Raw genomic sequence first — 14,396 nt, 5'->3', positions numbered from 1 at the left:
CTTGCATCGCCATGTCGTCACCCGGGTGCTGCCTTATGCGCCCGAGCAGTTGTTCACCCTGGTCGGCGACGTGGAGTCCTATCCGCAGTTCGTGCCGTGGCTGACCAGCATGCGTACCTGGAACAGCCGGGTGGAAGGCGCGGTCTCGACCGTCGACGCCGAGGCCCAGGTCGGCTTCTCGTTCCTGCGCGAGAAGTTCGCCACCCGCGTGCGGCGCGACGCCGAGGCGCTGAGCGTGGACGTCAGCCTGCTCTATGGGCCGTTCAAGCGGCTATCGAACCAGTGGCGGTTTTCGCCGCATGTCTCTGGAACATCTGTGGAATTCGTCATCGACTTCGCGTTCAAGTCGCGCGTGCTCGATGCGCTGCTGGCGGCCAATCTGGATCGCGCGGCCAATACCCTGATCGGCTGTTTCGAAGCGCGGGCGGCGGCGATCTATGGGGCGAAGAGCTAACCCCGCTTCCCCGCCGTCTCCTCCACCCGCTCCTCGAAGTCGCCGAGATTGCCGAACAGGTTCTCGACGGCGAACACCAACCCAAACACCCTGGCGGCGTCGTCAAAGCCGAGCGCGCGGGTCCCGCCGGTTTCGCGCAGGGTCTCGACCGCAGTCTGAAAGGCCTGGTGCGCCCCCCCGAAGGCCAGGCGGTCGGGGCGAGGCGCGCCGGCCAGCAGCGCCGCGCAGGCGCGCAGGAACGCCGCGCAGGCGCCAAGCATGGCCGCCGACTGCAGGGTCAGGCCCGGAGCGGGCAGGGTCTCGCGCAGAGCCCGGCCGATCTGGGCGCAGTCGTTGCGCAGCCGCCACAGCGTGCGGGGCAGGGCGTCGGTCACCGAATGGTCGCTCAGCTTGCTGGCGTTCTCGCGCTCGGCCTCGGCCATCGCGGTCTGCAGTTTGGCCAGGGCCGCGAGGGTGTCGTCATAGTGGGCGCGGGCGTCGAACTCGGTTTCGCCGCCGCGCAGCTTGCGGGCATAATGCTCTAGCAAATCGGCCAGCAAGCTTGTGACCTTGTCGACGCTCTCCACCACCGACGCGTGGGCCCGGGCGGGGAAGATCAGCAGGGTGGCTGCGATGCCGACCACGCTGCCGACCGTGATCTCGGCCACCCGCAGGAAGGCGGCGACCAGCGGGTCCATGTGGGTGGTCGTGCCGATCAGCATGATTACGGCGGTCACCGGGGCCACCTTGAACGCGGGTCGGACGGCGGCCATGAAGGCCAGCAGGGCCGCCGTGATCGCCAGGATCGGTCCGCCGGCCTCGGGGAAGCGGACGTGGAGCATCGCCGCCCCCGCGCCGACCACGGCCCCGACGGCGGTGCCCATCAGCCGCTCGATCGAGGCGGTGATGGTCGCGCCCAGGCTGGACTGGACGACGATCACGGCGGTGAACACCGCCCAATAGCCCTGCGGCAGGCGCAACAGGGTCGCCAGGGCGTAGGCCGCCAGCACCGCCGCCGACACCCGGACGGCGTGGCGCAGCTCGGTCTGGCGACCGGCCGCCTTGGCCAGGGCGGCGCGAGACAGTCCGAGGCCGACAAACCGCCGCCAATGGCCGGGCGAGTCGCTGGGCGGGTGGTCGGCCATGCTAGGCCACCGCCTCGCGCAGCATCTCCAGCGCCGTGCGCACGGCCGCCAATTGGACGCCTTCGCGGGTCTCGCCCTCGAACAGCTCGTGGCGATGGACGACCGAGCGGTTGGCGCGGGCCACGGCGAAATGCACCGTGCCCACCGGCTTCAGCGGCGAGCCGCCGCCGGGGCCGGCCACGCCGGTGATCGACACGGCGACGTGGCCGTTGCTGGCCTCCAGCGCGCCTTCGGCCATCATTCGCGCCACCACCTCCGACACCGCGCCATGGTCGGCGATCAAGTCGCCCGGCACGCCCAGCATCTCGGACTTGGCGCGGTTGGTGTAGGTGACGAAGCCGCGCTCGAAGACGTCGGAGGCCCCGGAAATGTTGCAGATCGCGCCGGCCACCAGGCCGCCGGTGCAGCTTTCGGCCGTGACCAGCCGCAGGGACCTTTGCCGGGCCTCATCGATCAGCAGGCGGGCCAGAGTCTGGATTTCGAGCGGAAACATAAGGGACTCCTGCGGCTGATGCGGGGACACACTCACACCACGGCCGGTGATCGCATGGCAATGTCGATGGGGGAGTGTGTGTCCCGATCTCCGTTCGCAGCCCCTAGGCCGGCGTCTCGACCACGGCGATGGCCTGAGCCGCCAAACCCTCGCCGCGGCCGGTGAAGCCCATGCCTTCGGTGGTGGTCGCCTTGACGCTGACCCGGTCGAGCGGCAGGTCGAGGATCTCGGCCAGTCGCGCGCGCATGGCCGCGCGGTGCGGTTTGATCTTCGGCCGCTCGCAGATCAGGGTCACGTCGACATTGATCAAAGCCCCACCCCGCGCTCGCACGAGATCCACGGCATGGATCAGGAACTTGTCCGACGACGCGCCCTTCCATTGCGGATCTGTGGGCGGGAAGTGGTCGCCGATGTCGCCTTCGCCGATCGCGCCGAGGATGGCGTCGGTCAGGGCGTGCAGGCCGGCGTCGGCGTCGGAATGACCGATCAGGGTCTCGTCGTGAGCGATCTCCACGCCGCACAGCCACACGGATTGGCCCGGCCCCCAGCGATGGGCGTCGAAGCCCTGGCCCATGCGGGTGATGCGCGCGGCGCCCGCCAACAGCTCGGCCATGGCGAAGTCCTCCGGATAGGTCAGTTTCATCAGCATCGGGTCGCCGGGGATCGCGACCACGCGCCCGCCGTCGGCCTCGACCACCTGAGCATCGTCGGTCGGTTCGCTCGGTCCGGACCATGCCGTATAGGCTTTCACCAGACGTTCCCGGCGGAAGGCCTGGGGAGTCTGGGCGCGCCAGAGGTTGTCACGCGGTTTCGTGACAAGACCAGCGTCGAGCGCCGCGCTTTTCAGCGTATCGGCCACCGGCAAGGCTGGAATCGCGCCGTCGGCGGTCGCGACGGCGGTGAGGAGCGCGGCGATTGTTGCGGCGCCGAGGAAGGGACGGGCGGCGTCGTGGATCAGGACGGGCTCATCGGCCGGGCGGTCGGCCAACAGGGCCAGCCCGGCCTGGACGGAAAGGGCGCGCGTCGCGCCGCCGGCCGTCGTCGTCCAGCCTGAAAGGCCGTGTAACGCGTTGTCCAGAGCTTCGCGCGCGCCCGGATCGGCCACGATCACAAGGCTTTGAGCCCCCGCGTTCAGCAACGCTTGGGCTGACCAACGCAACACGGGCTTGCCCGCCACAATACGCCACTGTTTGGCTTGGCCGGGGCCGCTGCGGGTCCCGGAGCCAGCGGCGACGATGACGGCGGAGAAGGTCATTGTGGCTGTTTAGCCGCATGCGGAAACTTGTCCAGCGATGTGGGCTTTACTGCGCCGCACAATATGCCTAAAAACAGTGCGGTGGGGATGCGTATAAAATGAGCAACACTCTCGCAGTCGGCAAGGTCGAGGTACCCGGACGCGTATGGATCGCGCCGATGACGGGTGTCTCGGATCTGCCTTTCAGGGAAACCGCCACCCGCCTCGGCGCGGCCTATGTGGCGACGGAAATGGTCGCCTGCGCGGAATTCGCGAGAGGTCGGCCCGACGCCGTGCGCCGCGCGGCGGTAGGTAAGGGCCTGCCGCTGATGGTCGTCCAACTGGTTGGCCGTGACCCCGTCTTCATGGGCCAGGGCGCGCGGTTGGCCGCCGACGCCGGCGCCCAGATCATCGACCTCAATTTCGGCTGTCCCTCCAAACAGGTCACCGGCGGCGTCGCCTCGGGCTCGGCCCTGATGCGCGAGCCCGACCTGGCCGAGGCCCTGGTGGCCGCCGCCGTCAAGGCCGTGGACGTGCCGGTCACCGTCAAGATGCGCCTGGGCTGGGATGACCACAGCCGCAACGCCGCCGACATCGCCCGCCGGGCGGTGGACGCCGGCGCCCAGGCCATCACCGTCCACGGCCGCACCCGCTGCCAGTTCTACAAGGGCGAGGCCGACTGGGAGGCTGTCGCGGCGGTCAAGGCCGCGGTCGGCGTGCCGGTGCTGGTCAATGGCGACATCGTCGACGGCGACACCGCCCGCCGGGCGCTCGAACAGTCCGGCGCCGACGGCGTGATGATCGGGCGCGGCGTTTATGGCCGTCCGTGGATCGCCCAGGCCATCGAGGCGGCCTTGCGCGGCGAAGGCTTCCGCGAACCGGATGCTGACGAGCGCCTGGCCATCGCCGTCACCCATTTCCGCCGCAGCCTGGACTTCTACGGCCAGAGCGTCGGCCTGAAGATGTTCCGCAAGCACCTTGCCTCCTACATCGAGGCCGCGCCGTGGCCCGACAGCGAGGAAGCGCGCCGGATCGCCCGCTCGGCGCTGTGCCGGCTGGAAGATCCCGCCGCGATCGAGGATGGCCTGGCCAACCTGTGGCTGGGCGACCGGAGGCTCGCCGCATGACCGATCATGCCCGCGTCGTCCCCACCAAGATCGCCGACAGCCTGAAGATCGCGGCCTTCGACCTCAGCCCCGAACCCGCCTTGGTCGTCGACCGGGAAGGCGCCCTGGTGGCGGTCAACGAGGCCGCCGAGGCGCTGTTTGGCCAAGGCCTGTCGCTGCTGGCCCGGGGCCGGTTCCGCGCCGCCCTGCCGCCGGGCTCGGTGCTGGTCTCGATGATGGACCGCGCCCTGTTCGAAGGGGCGCTGGTCCGCGAGCACGGCGTCGAGGTCAACCTGTTCGGCCAGCCGCCGTTCGAGGCGGACGGCGCCGCTGCGCCGCTGGGCGACGGCTCGGTGCTGTTGACGCTGCACGTCAAGGGCGTGCTGGGCGTCGAGCGGGCCTCGGACGCCGCCGGCCTGCGCTCGGTGGTCGGGCTGGGGCGCATGCTGGCCCACGAGATCAAGAACCCGCTGGCCGGCATTCGCGGCGCGGCCCAATTGCTGAAGACCGGCGCCAGCGCCGCAGACCAGCCGCTGGCCCAGCTTATCGTGGACGAAACGGACCGCATCCGCCGCTTGGTGGAGCGCATGGAGGCCTTCTCCGACGAGGTCCCGAGCCCGCGTGAGGCCGTGAACATCCACCAGGTTCTGGACCGCGTCCGCGCCCTGGTCGTCAACGGCGTCGCCGACGGCTTGGCGCTGGAGGAATATTATGATCCGTCGCTGCCGGATGTCTGGGGCGACGAGGACCACCTGATCCAGGTGTTCCTGAACCTGGTCAAGAACGCCGCCGAAGCCGCCCACATGCGCGGCGACGGCCTGGGCATCCTGTCGATCCAGACCGCCTGGCGTCCCGGCGTCCGGGTGCGCGGCGCCGACGGCAAGGCCTCGGCGGGCGCGCCGATCGAGATTCGCGTCCAGGACAACGGTCCCGGTGTGCCCGACAGCCTGCGCGACCACCTGTTCCAGCCGTTCGTCACAACCAAGGCCAACGGCACGGGCCTGGGCCTGGCCCTGGTCACCAAGCTGGTGACCAGCCACGGCGGACTGATCGATTTCGAATCCGAGCCCGGCCGCACGGTGTTCCGCGTGCTGCTGCCCATGGCCACCGGAAAGCTTGCTTCCTCCACTGGAGACGCCCACGCATGAACGCCGCCAGCAAGAAAATCCTGATCGCCGACGACGACAGCTCGGTGCGTCTGGTGCTCAGCCAGGCCTTCACCCGGCTGGGCTATCAGGTCCGGGCGACGGGCAACGCCACCACGTTGCTGAAATGGGTGATGGACGGCGAGGGCGACCTGATCGTCACCGACGTGATGATGCCCGACGAGAACGTGTTCGACGTTCTGCCGCGCATCCGCAAGGAACGGCCCAAGTTGCCGATCATCGTGATGAGCGCCCAGAACACCCTGCTGACGGCGGTCAACGCCGCCGACGCGGGCGCGTTCGAATACATCTCCAAGCCCTTCGATCTGGACGACGTCACGTCCGCCGCCCGCCGCGCCCTGTCGCGTCCGGCCGACGCGGAGGCCTCCAAGGCCCAGGCCCGGGCCATGCGCGACGAGCGCCTGCCGCTGATCGGCCGCTCGGCCCCGATGCAGGAGGTCTATCGCACGATCGCCCGGCTGGTCGGCGCCGATCTGACGGTGCTGATTCTCGGCGAAAGCGGCACAGGCAAGGAACTGGTGGCCCGCGCCCTGCACGAACTGGGTCGCCGCCGCGACGGCAAGTTCGTGGTCATCAACCTGGCCGCCGTGCCGCGCGAGCGGGTCGAGACCGAACTTTTCGGACGCGGCGAGGGCGACCAGGGCCGGCTGATCGAGGCCGATGGCGGCACGCTGTTCCTCGACGAGATCGGCGACATGCCGCTGGACGCCCAGACACGCCTGCTGCGGGTGATCGACGGCACTGAGCCGGTGCTCAACCCCAAGACCGGCCGCCGGCCCAATGTACGGATCATCGCCGCCACCAACCGAGACCTGCGCGGCCTGATCCAACAAGGGCTTTTCCGGGAAGACTTGTTCTTCCGCCTCAACGTGGCCCCCGTGCGCCTGCCGCCGCTGCGCGACCGCACCGAGGACATTCCGGACCTGGCCCGCACCTTCCTGCTGCGCGCCGCCCGCGAAGGCCTGCCCTCCAAGACCATCGACTCCAGCGCCCTGGACCGCATGAAGACCCACGCCTGGCCGGGCAATGTGCGCGAGCTGGAAAACCTGATCCGCCGGATGTGCGCCCTCTATGCCGAGGAGCTGATCACCGCCCGCATCGTCGATCGCGAGCTGCAGGATCACACCCCCACCGCCCATGCCGACGAGGGCCCCGTCACCCTGGCCAGCCTGGTGGAGCGCCACCTGTCGTCGCACTTCGCCGATCAGCCGGATGGCTTGCCGGCGGCCGGGCTATATGACCGCGTGCTGCAGGAGGTCGAACGACCGCTGATCCAGCTGACCCTGTCGGCCACGCGCGGCAACCAGGTGCGCGCCGCGGAAATCCTCGGCCTCAACCGCAACACTCTGCGCAAGAAGATCCAGGATTTGGGCGTCGAGATGACGCGGGGGCGCCGATAAGGCGCGGGCGTGGTGCCACCGGCTAGTGGTTGCCGGGCCGCATTCCTGTTCCCGGGCACCTGCGCAGGGGAGGTGCCGCAGCTCAGACGGGCTGTTTTGGCGCGTAGTTCAAACTAAGCCCCTACGCCCAACGCTCACTACTAGCTGGGAATTGGGCGAGGCTGCTTCCTAGCCGCCTTTTCTGCCTTTCTTGCGATCAGGCGTCTCTGCTGACGAGATGAACTTGGAGCGACTGGTTCCTGTGGAGCCTGGCTGGCTACAACGCCCTGAGCCTCGAGCGCTTGTTGGATGCTTTTTAGAACGGCAATCGACCGTTCATCTCGTTCCACCTGGCTCGCGTTATCAGCCTTGTCGTCGTACCAAGTCCACACCGCGAAGAGCAGCGCCAGAATCGCAACAACGAGGCTGGCCCAGGCAACCGCATCGCTCCGTATCGTCTCGGCGATGTTTGGATTGATTGCCGCGACGGCTTCGGCAATTTCGTCCGGCGCGAGGGTGCCGGCTTTGGCGGATTTTGCCAAAAGTTCGATTGCTTCAAGATCGGTTCGCCGAACATCAGGCGCTGTGAAAGCTCCGTACAGTTCTCTAAAAGCGGCGAAGCTCGATGCTGGTCCGCGTGAAAGGGTAGCAGAAGCATCAGACCCGTAAATATATTCTCCGTCTTGTACTGAGCCAACTCCTCCACACCTTGGGCATGGCCCTTCTTTGTTCCCGCTCATGGAAGCTCGGGCATTCCTTATTACCATGCCGTGCGATGGCCATAAATGCAGGCAGTTGTCACACCTGACTGGCGTACTCATTGTCACCAACTCCTGCGCTCTAGGCCAATATTGGCTCGCCGATCTTTGCGGATCCAATAAATCTGCACTCCAGTGGCGAACGAATCCACTCTTGGCTGGAAAGCGTATTGCATTGGTTGCGCACCGCATCGAAGTTGCGTCAATGGCCGTATCGCAGCGCAAACACCTCGCGCCGATGTAGGTCACGCAATCGGTTGCATCGAACCAAGCACACACCGCTGACGCTTAATTGGCACATACCTGTTGAGTTTGGGGCACACCTCCCCTTAAACTTGTTGAATGGCGTCCGTTCCATCCGTGCTGGAGTTCGAAGGACCGCCGACCCGGTTCAGCCGGGCCTGGTGGCGCGAGCTACTGCGATCGCGCTTTACGCTCGGCGGGGCCTACGGGCTGGCCGTCGCCCTGACCGCCACGGCGGTGGGGCTGGCCTCGTCGCCGCCGACCACCGGGCCGATCGGACCGGCCACCACGGTCATCCTGGCGGTGCTGGGCTTCAACCTCGCCTTGATCCTCTGCGTGGCCGGCATTGTCGGCTGGCGGCTCCTGGACCTGGTTGATGCGCGAGCCAGCGACGCTGGCGCGCGATTGCATCTGCGCTTCGTCGGCCTGTTCTCCGTCGCGGCCGTCGCCCCGGCCGTCATCGTGGCCCTGTTCTTCGGCGTGCTGGTCAACCGCGGTGTCGACGCCTGGTTCAGCCAACGCGTGCGCACAGTGGTCGAAAACTCCGCCACCGTGGCGCGCTCCTATGTCGCCGAGCAGATCACCTATATCAGCCAGCATGTCGGGCCGATGGCCGGCACGCTGAACGAGGCGGCGCCGACCCTGGCCGACTCGCCTGTCGCCTTCGGCCACTTCCTGCGCAGCCTGGCGGACGACAACGGCTTCTCGGCCGCCTATGTGCTGGACCGCGACGGCCGCATCCTGGCGCGCGCCGAGAGCGATGACGCGCCGCCGTTCCTGGCCCCGCCACCGTCGAGCTTCAAATGGACGGACACCGGCGAGATCACCTCACAGCGCTTTGTCACGGAGGATCTGTTCCGGGCGCTTTACCGCCTCAAGGGCTTTCCCGACGCCTATCTCTACGTGGCCCGGCCGATCGACAAGGGCATCCTGGCCCACCTGATCGAGTCCGAGGAGTCGCTGATTTCCTATCGCGAAGCGGCGAAGAACCAGGATCGCATCCAGGTGATCTTCGGGCTCAGCTATATCGAGACCGCGCTTTTGGTCCTGGTCGCCGCCGTCTGGGTCGGCATCGCGGCCGCCAACTCGATCGCGGCCCCGGTTTCCGGCCTGGTCCAGGCCGCTGGACGGGTGTCGGCGGGGGATCTGGACGCCCGCGTCGATGTCGAGATCGGGCCCGAGGAAATCCGCGCCCTGTCCGTGGCCTTCAACATGATGACCACTGACCTGCAGGCGCAGCAGGCGGCGCTGCGCGTCGCTAGCCTGGACGCCGAGTCGCGCCGGCAGTTCATCGAGACCGTGCTTTCAGGCGTCAGCGCCGGCGTGGTGGGCCTGGACGCCGAGGGGCGGATCACCGCCTTGAACCGCCGGGCCGGCGACCTTCTGGCGCTCGACGACAGCGCCGTGGGCCAATCCCTGGCCGAGGTGGCGGCGGAGCTGGAGCCGGTCGTGCAGGAGATCAGCGGGGGGCGCCCCAATGCCGAGGTCGAGATCGACGTGATCCGCGGCGGTGAGACCCGACGCCTGCGCTTCCGGGGGGCCGGCCACGCGGCCGAGAGCCTGGTGCTGACCTTCGACGACATCACCCGCCTGGTGGCCGCCCAACGCAACGCCGCGTGGAAGGACGTGGCCCGGCGCATCGCCCACGAGATCAAGAACCCGCTGACCCCGATCCAGCTGTCAGCCGAGCGCATTCGCCGCAAGTATCGCAAGGACATCACCAGCGATCTCGAGACCTTCGACCGCTGCACCGAGACCATCATCCGTCAGGTCGGTGACATCGGCAGGATGGTCGACGAGTTTTCGGCCTTCGCCCGCATGCCGGCCCCGCGCTTCGCGCCGGCCAATCTGGCCGAGATGCTGCGCCAGGCGGTGTTCGCCCAGCGCATCGTCGATAACGAGACCGACGTGATGATCGAGGAGCCGGGCGAGGACGTCTGGATCAGCTGCGACGCGCGGATGGTGGGTCAGGCCCTGACCAACATTCTCAAGAACGCCGGCGAGGCGGTTGGGGCGCGTCGTCTGGTGACGCCAGAGCCGGGCGGGCGGATCGTCGCCAGCCTGATCTCCGATGACGAGCATCTCTGCCTGGTGGTCGAGGACAACGGCGTGGGCCTGCCGGCCCGCGACCGCGATCGGCTGACCGAACCCTATGTCACGACCCGCGAGAAGGGCACAGGCCTTGGCCTGGCGATCGTCAAGCGGATCATGGAGGACCACGAGGGTGAGCTGGTCCTGACCGACGCGCTGCATGGAACCGGCGCCCGGGTCATACTGAGGTTCCCCACGACCGCGCGGCTCGCCGCCGCCAACGCACTGAGTGGCGTAGAGGAGATGATATGAGCGCTGACGTGCTTGTGGTCGACGACGAGGTCGATATCCGCGAACTGGTGGCCGGCATTCTCGAGGACGAGGGCTACGCCGTCCGCGTGGCCGCTGACAGCGACCAGGCCCTGGCCGCGCTACGGGCTCGCAAACCCGCTCTGCTGGTGCTCGACATCTGGATGCAGGGCGGGGGCATGGACGGGCTGGAACTGCTCGACATGGTCAAGGGCCTGGATCCCGACCTGCCGGTGATCATGATCTCGGGTCACGGCAACATCGAGACCGCCGTCAGCGCCATCAAGCGCGGCGCCTATGAGTTCCTGGAAAAGCCGTTCAAGTCCGACCGCCTGTTGCTGGTGGTGGAGCGGGCGCTGGAGGCGGCCAACCTCAAGCGCGAGAACCGCCGTCTGCGGGTGCAGAGCTTCAGCTCCGATGGCCTGATGGGCAAGTCGACGGCGGCCCAGGCCCTGCGCCAGCTGATCGCCAAGGTCGCCCCGGCCAACAGCCGGGTGCTGGTCTCGGGCCCGCCCGGCTCCGGCAAGGAGCTGGTGGCGCGGTTGATCCACGGCTCCAGCGCGCGACTACGCAACGAGTTCGTGGCGGTCAGCGCCGCGGGCATGGCGCCCGAACGTCTCGACGTCGAGCTGTTCGGCGAGGAAGGCGAGGGCGGTCGGCCGCGCAAGATCGGCGTGTTCGAGCGAGCCCACGGCGGAACGCTCTATCTCGACGAGGTGGCCGACATGCCGCGCGAGACCCAGAGCCGCATCCTGCGGGTGCTGGTCGAGCAGCGCTTCCGCCGGGTCGGCGGCGACACCGACGTGCAGGTGGATGTGCGGGTCATTTCATCGACCTCCCGCGAGCTGCGCGAGGAGATCGCCGCCGGACGGTTCCGCGAGGACCTGTTCCACCGCCTGAACGTGGTGCCGGTGCGCGTGCCGGGTCTATCGGAGCGTCGCGAAGACATCCCCGAGCTGATCGCCTATTTCGTCGAGCGCATCGCCGAGGCCACCGGCATGCAGCGTCGCAAGCTGGGCGAGGACGCCCTGGCGACCCTGCAGGTCCAGGCCTGGCCGGGCAATGTCCGCCAGCTGCGCAACAATGTCGAGCGCATGCTGATCCTGGCGTCAGGCGAGCCGGGCGACCTGATCACCGCCGAGATGCTCAACACCCACGAGCAGCCAACGGGCGGCAATGCCGGGGCCATCGGGGCCGAGCGGATCATCGCCCTGCCGCTGCGCGAGGCCCGCGAGCTATTCGAGAGGGAGTATCTGAACGCCCAGATCCTGCGGTTCGGCGGCAATATCTCGCGGACCGCCAACTTCATCGGGATGGAGCGCTCGGCCCTGCACCGGAAACTCAAATCTCTCGGTGTCGCGGGCGCACGGGTGGAAGAGGAAGAATAGGGCAGATGTCGCGCTTCGCCTATGTCAATGGCCGGTTCGTGCGTCACGGCGAGGCCGTCGTGCATATCGAGGATCGCGGCTATCAGCTGGCCGACGGCGTCTACGAGGTGTGGGCGGTGTTCGGCGGCAAGCTGGCCGACGCGGCGGGCCATTTCACCCGTCTCTGGCGCAGCCTGGACGCGCTTCAGATCTCCCGTCCGATGAGCGAGGCGGCCCTGACCGTCGTGCTGCGCGAGGCTATCCGCCGCAACCGGGTGGTCGAGGGCATGGTCTATCTGCAGGTCAGTCGCGGCGTCGCCTCGCGCGACCACGCCTTCCCCAATCCCGCTGTGCCGCCGGCCGTGGTGATCACCGCCAAGCGCGTCGACCGCGTGGCGGCCGAGGCCAAGGCCGCCAAAGGCCAGTCGGTGGTCACCGTCGCCGAGAACCGCTGGGGCCGCTGTGACATCAAGTCGATCGGACTGCTGCCCAACGCCCTGGCCAAGCAGGCGGCCCGCGAGCGTGGCGCGGTCGAGGCCTGGTTCGTCGACGAGCTGGGCCTGGTGACCGAGGGGGCCTCATCCAACGCCTGGATCGTCGACGCCGAGGGCCGCCTGCGGACCCGCGACACCCAGGCCAACATCCTGCGCGGGATCACCAGATCGACCCTGCTGGAGGTGATCGCCGACGCGGGCCTGCCGATCGCAGAGCAGCCGTTCACGGTGGAAGAGGCCAAGGCCGCCCGCGAGGCGTTCATCACCGGCGCTGGCACGCTTGTCCTGCCGATCGTCAGCGTCGATGGCGCGCAAATTGGCGATGGAAAGCCCGGCCCCATAGCAACGCGGTTGCGGCGTCTCTATATCGAGCGCGCCAAGGCTGCGGCGATCTAGATTTGAAATCTAGCTTTCGGGGCGTTAGCGCACTTTCTTCGCGGATTGGTCATACCAACCGGCGAAAAATGCTCTAGTCTGAACTTGTTTGTGTGGGGGGCGCTTTGCCCTCCGAAACAATAAGAGGGGAATCCCCATGTCGACCGAGAAAAAACAAAACCTTCAAGACACGTTCCTGAACAGCGTGCGCAAGTCTAAGACGCCGCTGACCATCTTCCTGGTGAACGGCGTGAAGCTGCAGGGCGTTGTCAGCTGGTTCGATAACTTCTGCGTTCTGCTCCGCCGCGATGGCCAGTCTCAACTGGTTTACAAGCACGCCATTTCGACGATCATGCCGGCCCAGCCCGTGCAATTGTACGAGCCGAGCGCTGATCAAGACGACTGATACCCGGAGCGTGGCCCGCCGCGCTCCAATATTTGATTTAGGACCGTTTGACCAAATCCACCACCAAATCCATCGACCACGCGACGCCTGTCCTCAGGGCGTTCGTCATCCATCCCGTGCGTCCGACGCGCGGCCAGTCGGCTCTCGAGGCGCGCGATCCGAACGTGCGCCTCGAGGAGGCCGTCGGCCTGGCGCTGGCGCTGGACCTCAACGTCGTCGAGACGATGATCGCGCCCCTGCGCCTGGTCACCCCCGCCACCCTGTTCGGCAAGGGCAAGATCGAGGAGTTCGCGGCGATCTGCGAGGTCGAGAAGATCGACGTTGCGGTGTTCGACGACCAGCTGACACCCGTCCAGCAACGCAATCTGGAGCGGTCGCTCAACGTCAAGGTCGTGGACCGCACGGGCCTGATCCTCGAGATCTTCGCCCGCCGGGCGCGCACCCGCGAGGGCAAGCTGCAGGTCGAACTGGCCCGGCTGGACTACGAGCGCTCGCGCCTGGTCCGCACCTGGACCCACCTTGAGCGCCAGCGCGGCGGCACCGGCAACACCGGCGGCCCCGGCGAGACCCAGATCGAGCTCGACCGTCGTCTGATCAAGGACAACATCATCAAGCTGAAGCGCGAGCTGGACGAGGTGCGTCGCACCCGCACCCTGCACCGCTCTCAGCGCAAGAAGGTCCCGTATCCGACCGTAGCCCTGGTTGGTTACACCAACGCCGGCAAGTCGACCCTGTTCAACCGCTTGACCCATGCCACCGTCGTGGCCGAGGACATGCTGTTCGCGACGCTGGATCCCACCCTGCGCAACGTCAAGCTTCCCGACGGCCGGCCGGCGATCCTCTCCGACACCGTCGGTTTCATCTCAGACCTGCCGCATGAGCTGGTCGAAGCCTTCCGCGCCACCCTTGAGGAGGTGCAGCAGGCCGACGTGGTTCTGCACGTGCGCGATGTGGCTAGTCCCGACACCGACGCCCAGGCCCGCGACGTCCAGGCGGTGCTGGCCGAGCTGAAAGTCACGGCCGAGGACGGCAAGACCATCATCGAGGTCTGGAACAAGATCGACCTGGTCGACGGCGAGTCTCGCGAGATCCTCGATGGCCAGGCGCGCCGCGTCGGCGCTTCGGCGGTTTCGGCCGTCACCGGGGAAGGCTGCGCCGAACTGCTCAAGCGGATCGGAACCCTGATCGACGACACGCCGCCCGTCGCGGTGCGACTGGCGGCGGCGGACGGCGAAGCCCTGGCCTGGATCTATCGCAATGGCCGGGTCGAGAGCCGCGATGACGAGTCTGAGGGTGGCGTGCGCCTGATCGCGCGTCTCGACGCCCAGGCCCTGGGTCGTTTCGAGCGTCAGTTTCCCGACGTCTGGATCATGGCCACCAGCGACTAATCGTCGAACGCCGTTCTTCCGGGGCTTGCCTGTCTCGCGGTCTCGGTGAAAGCTCTGCGCTTTGCAATC

The 14,396-nt window shown here is 67.6% G+C and carries 13 protein-coding genes; 9 read left to right on the top strand and 4 right to left on the bottom strand.

Annotation, left to right across the window (positions count from 1 at the left end; all coding sequences use genetic code 11):
* Position 1 precedes the first annotated feature (1 nt).
* Positions 2-454, top strand: coding sequence for a type II toxin-antitoxin system RatA family toxin (locus ACP694_RS07795; protein ID WP_426011569.1), 453 nt, complete (start codon positions 2-4; stop codon positions 452-454).
* Here the strand turns inward: ACP694_RS07795 and ACP694_RS07790 are convergent.
* The 3 genes from ACP694_RS07790 to ACP694_RS07780 form a co-directional block, all read right to left on the bottom strand.
* Complete coding sequence (locus ACP694_RS07790) at positions 451-1,578, bottom strand: FUSC family protein (RefSeq protein WP_426011568.1); 1,128 nt, start codon at positions 1,576-1,578, stop codon at positions 451-453. The two genes, ACP694_RS07795 and ACP694_RS07790, sit on opposite strands and share 4 nt — an antisense overlap.
* A gap of 1 nt (position 1,579) precedes the next feature.
* The gene (locus tag ACP694_RS07785) at positions 1,580-2,071 is read right to left on the bottom strand and encodes a CinA family protein (protein ID WP_426011567.1); all 492 of its coding nucleotides are present in this window, start codon (positions 2,069-2,071) and stop codon (positions 1,580-1,582) included.
* 103 nt (positions 2,072-2,174) lie between these two features.
* A complete protein-coding gene (locus ACP694_RS07780) occupies positions 2,175-3,326 on the bottom strand; it encodes a bifunctional 2-C-methyl-D-erythritol 4-phosphate cytidylyltransferase/2-C-methyl-D-erythritol 2,4-cyclodiphosphate synthase (protein WP_426011566.1) in 1,152 nt (383 codons plus the stop codon).
* A 98-nt stretch (positions 3,327-3,424) separates the two neighbouring features.
* Here ACP694_RS07780 and dusB point away from each other — a divergent pair, with 98 nt between their 5' ends.
* The 3 genes from dusB to ACP694_RS07765 are packed head-to-tail and all read left to right on the top strand — an operon-like array spanning position 3,425 to position 6,977.
* Positions 3,425-4,432: a tRNA dihydrouridine synthase DusB gene (gene dusB, locus ACP694_RS07775; protein WP_426011565.1), complete on the top strand. Its 1,008-nt coding sequence runs from the start codon at positions 3,425-3,427 to the stop codon at positions 4,430-4,432.
* Positions 4,429-5,559 (top strand): two-component system sensor histidine kinase NtrB, encoded by a 1,131-nt coding sequence (locus tag ACP694_RS07770; protein ID WP_426011564.1) that lies wholly within the window; start codon positions 4,429-4,431, stop codon positions 5,557-5,559. The genes dusB and ACP694_RS07770 overlap by 4 nt, the downstream gene beginning before the upstream one ends.
* Entirely contained in the window at positions 5,556-6,977 is a 1,422-nt protein-coding gene (locus tag ACP694_RS07765) for a sigma 54-interacting transcriptional regulator (protein ID WP_426011563.1), read from the top strand. Before ACP694_RS07770 ends, ACP694_RS07765 begins: the two co-directional genes overlap by 4 nt.
* A gap of 140 nt (positions 6,978-7,117) precedes the next feature.
* On the opposite strand, the gene ACP694_RS07760 is transcribed toward ACP694_RS07765, so the two are convergent.
* Positions 7,118-7,696 (bottom strand): hypothetical protein, encoded by a 579-nt coding sequence (locus tag ACP694_RS07760; RefSeq protein ID WP_426011562.1) that lies wholly within the window; start codon positions 7,694-7,696, stop codon positions 7,118-7,120.
* Between the two features lie 360 nt (positions 7,697-8,056).
* On the opposite strand from ACP694_RS07760, the gene ACP694_RS07755 reads away from it, so the two are divergent.
* The 5 genes from ACP694_RS07755 (at position 8,057) to hflX (ending at position 14,327) form a co-directional block, all read left to right on the top strand.
* Positions 8,057-10,300: an ATP-binding protein gene (locus ACP694_RS07755; protein WP_426011561.1), complete on the top strand. Its 2,244-nt coding sequence runs from the start codon at positions 8,057-8,059 to the stop codon at positions 10,298-10,300.
* Positions 10,297-11,685 carry a sigma-54-dependent transcriptional regulator gene (locus ACP694_RS07750; RefSeq protein ID WP_426011560.1) on the top strand — a complete coding sequence of 463 codons (1,389 nt, stop codon included), beginning with the start codon at positions 10,297-10,299 and terminating at the stop codon, positions 11,683-11,685. The genes ACP694_RS07755 and ACP694_RS07750 overlap by 4 nt, the downstream gene beginning before the upstream one ends.
* Before the next feature lie 5 nt (positions 11,686-11,690).
* Entirely contained in the window at positions 11,691-12,554 is an 864-nt protein-coding gene (locus tag ACP694_RS07745; RefSeq protein WP_426011559.1) for a D-amino-acid transaminase, read from the top strand.
* A gap of 136 nt (positions 12,555-12,690) precedes the next feature.
* On the top strand, positions 12,691-12,939 hold the full coding sequence (gene hfq, locus ACP694_RS07740; RefSeq protein WP_012286640.1) for an RNA chaperone Hfq: 249 nt from the start codon (positions 12,691-12,693) through the stop codon (positions 12,937-12,939).
* Between the two features lie 47 nt (positions 12,940-12,986).
* The gene (hflX, locus tag ACP694_RS07735; RefSeq protein ID WP_426011558.1) at positions 12,987-14,327 is read left to right on the top strand and encodes a GTPase HflX; all 1,341 of its coding nucleotides are present in this window, start codon (positions 12,987-12,989) and stop codon (positions 14,325-14,327) included.
* The last annotated feature ends 69 nt before the right edge of the window (positions 14,328-14,396 follow it).

The organism is Caulobacter sp. DWR2-3-1b2, assembly GCF_049896345.1.
Taxonomy (GTDB): Bacteria; Pseudomonadota; Alphaproteobacteria; order Caulobacterales; family Caulobacteraceae; genus Caulobacter.
The sequence above is the reverse complement of the archived record's forward strand: the minus strand, read 5'-3'. Positions and strand labels throughout refer to the sequence as shown.

What these genes read in the sequence shown, in the direction of transcription:
- ACP694_RS07790 (WP_426011568.1), bottom strand. Translation starts at nt 1,578, where the DNA reads ATGGCCGACCACCCGCCCAGCGACTCGCCCGGCCATTGGCGGCGGTTT.
- ACP694_RS07785 (WP_426011567.1), bottom strand. Translation starts at nt 2,071, where the DNA reads ATGTTTCCGCTCGAAATCCAGACTCTGGCCCGCCTGCTGATCGATGAG.
- hfq (WP_012286640.1), top strand. Translation starts at nt 12,691, where the DNA reads ATGTCGACCGAGAAAAAACAAAACCTTCAAGACACGTTCCTGAACAGC.
- ACP694_RS07770 (WP_426011564.1), top strand. Translation starts at nt 4,429, where the DNA reads ATGACCGATCATGCCCGCGTCGTCCCCACCAAGATCGCCGACAGCCTG.
- dusB (WP_426011565.1), top strand. Translation starts at nt 3,425, where the DNA reads ATGAGCAACACTCTCGCAGTCGGCAAGGTCGAGGTACCCGGACGCGTA.
- ACP694_RS07760 (WP_426011562.1), bottom strand. Translation starts at nt 7,696, where the DNA reads ATGAGCGGGAACAAAGAAGGGCCATGCCCAAGGTGTGGAGGAGTTGGC.
- ACP694_RS07765 (WP_426011563.1), top strand. Translation starts at nt 5,556, where the DNA reads ATGAACGCCGCCAGCAAGAAAATCCTGATCGCCGACGACGACAGCTCG.
- ACP694_RS07745 (WP_426011559.1), top strand. Translation starts at nt 11,691, where the DNA reads ATGTCGCGCTTCGCCTATGTCAATGGCCGGTTCGTGCGTCACGGCGAG.
- ACP694_RS07780 (WP_426011566.1), bottom strand. Translation starts at nt 3,326, where the DNA reads ATGACCTTCTCCGCCGTCATCGTCGCCGCTGGCTCCGGGACCCGCAGC.
- ACP694_RS07755 (WP_426011561.1), top strand. Translation starts at nt 8,057, where the DNA reads ATGGCGTCCGTTCCATCCGTGCTGGAGTTCGAAGGACCGCCGACCCGG.
- ACP694_RS07750 (WP_426011560.1), top strand. Translation starts at nt 10,297, where the DNA reads ATGAGCGCTGACGTGCTTGTGGTCGACGACGAGGTCGATATCCGCGAA.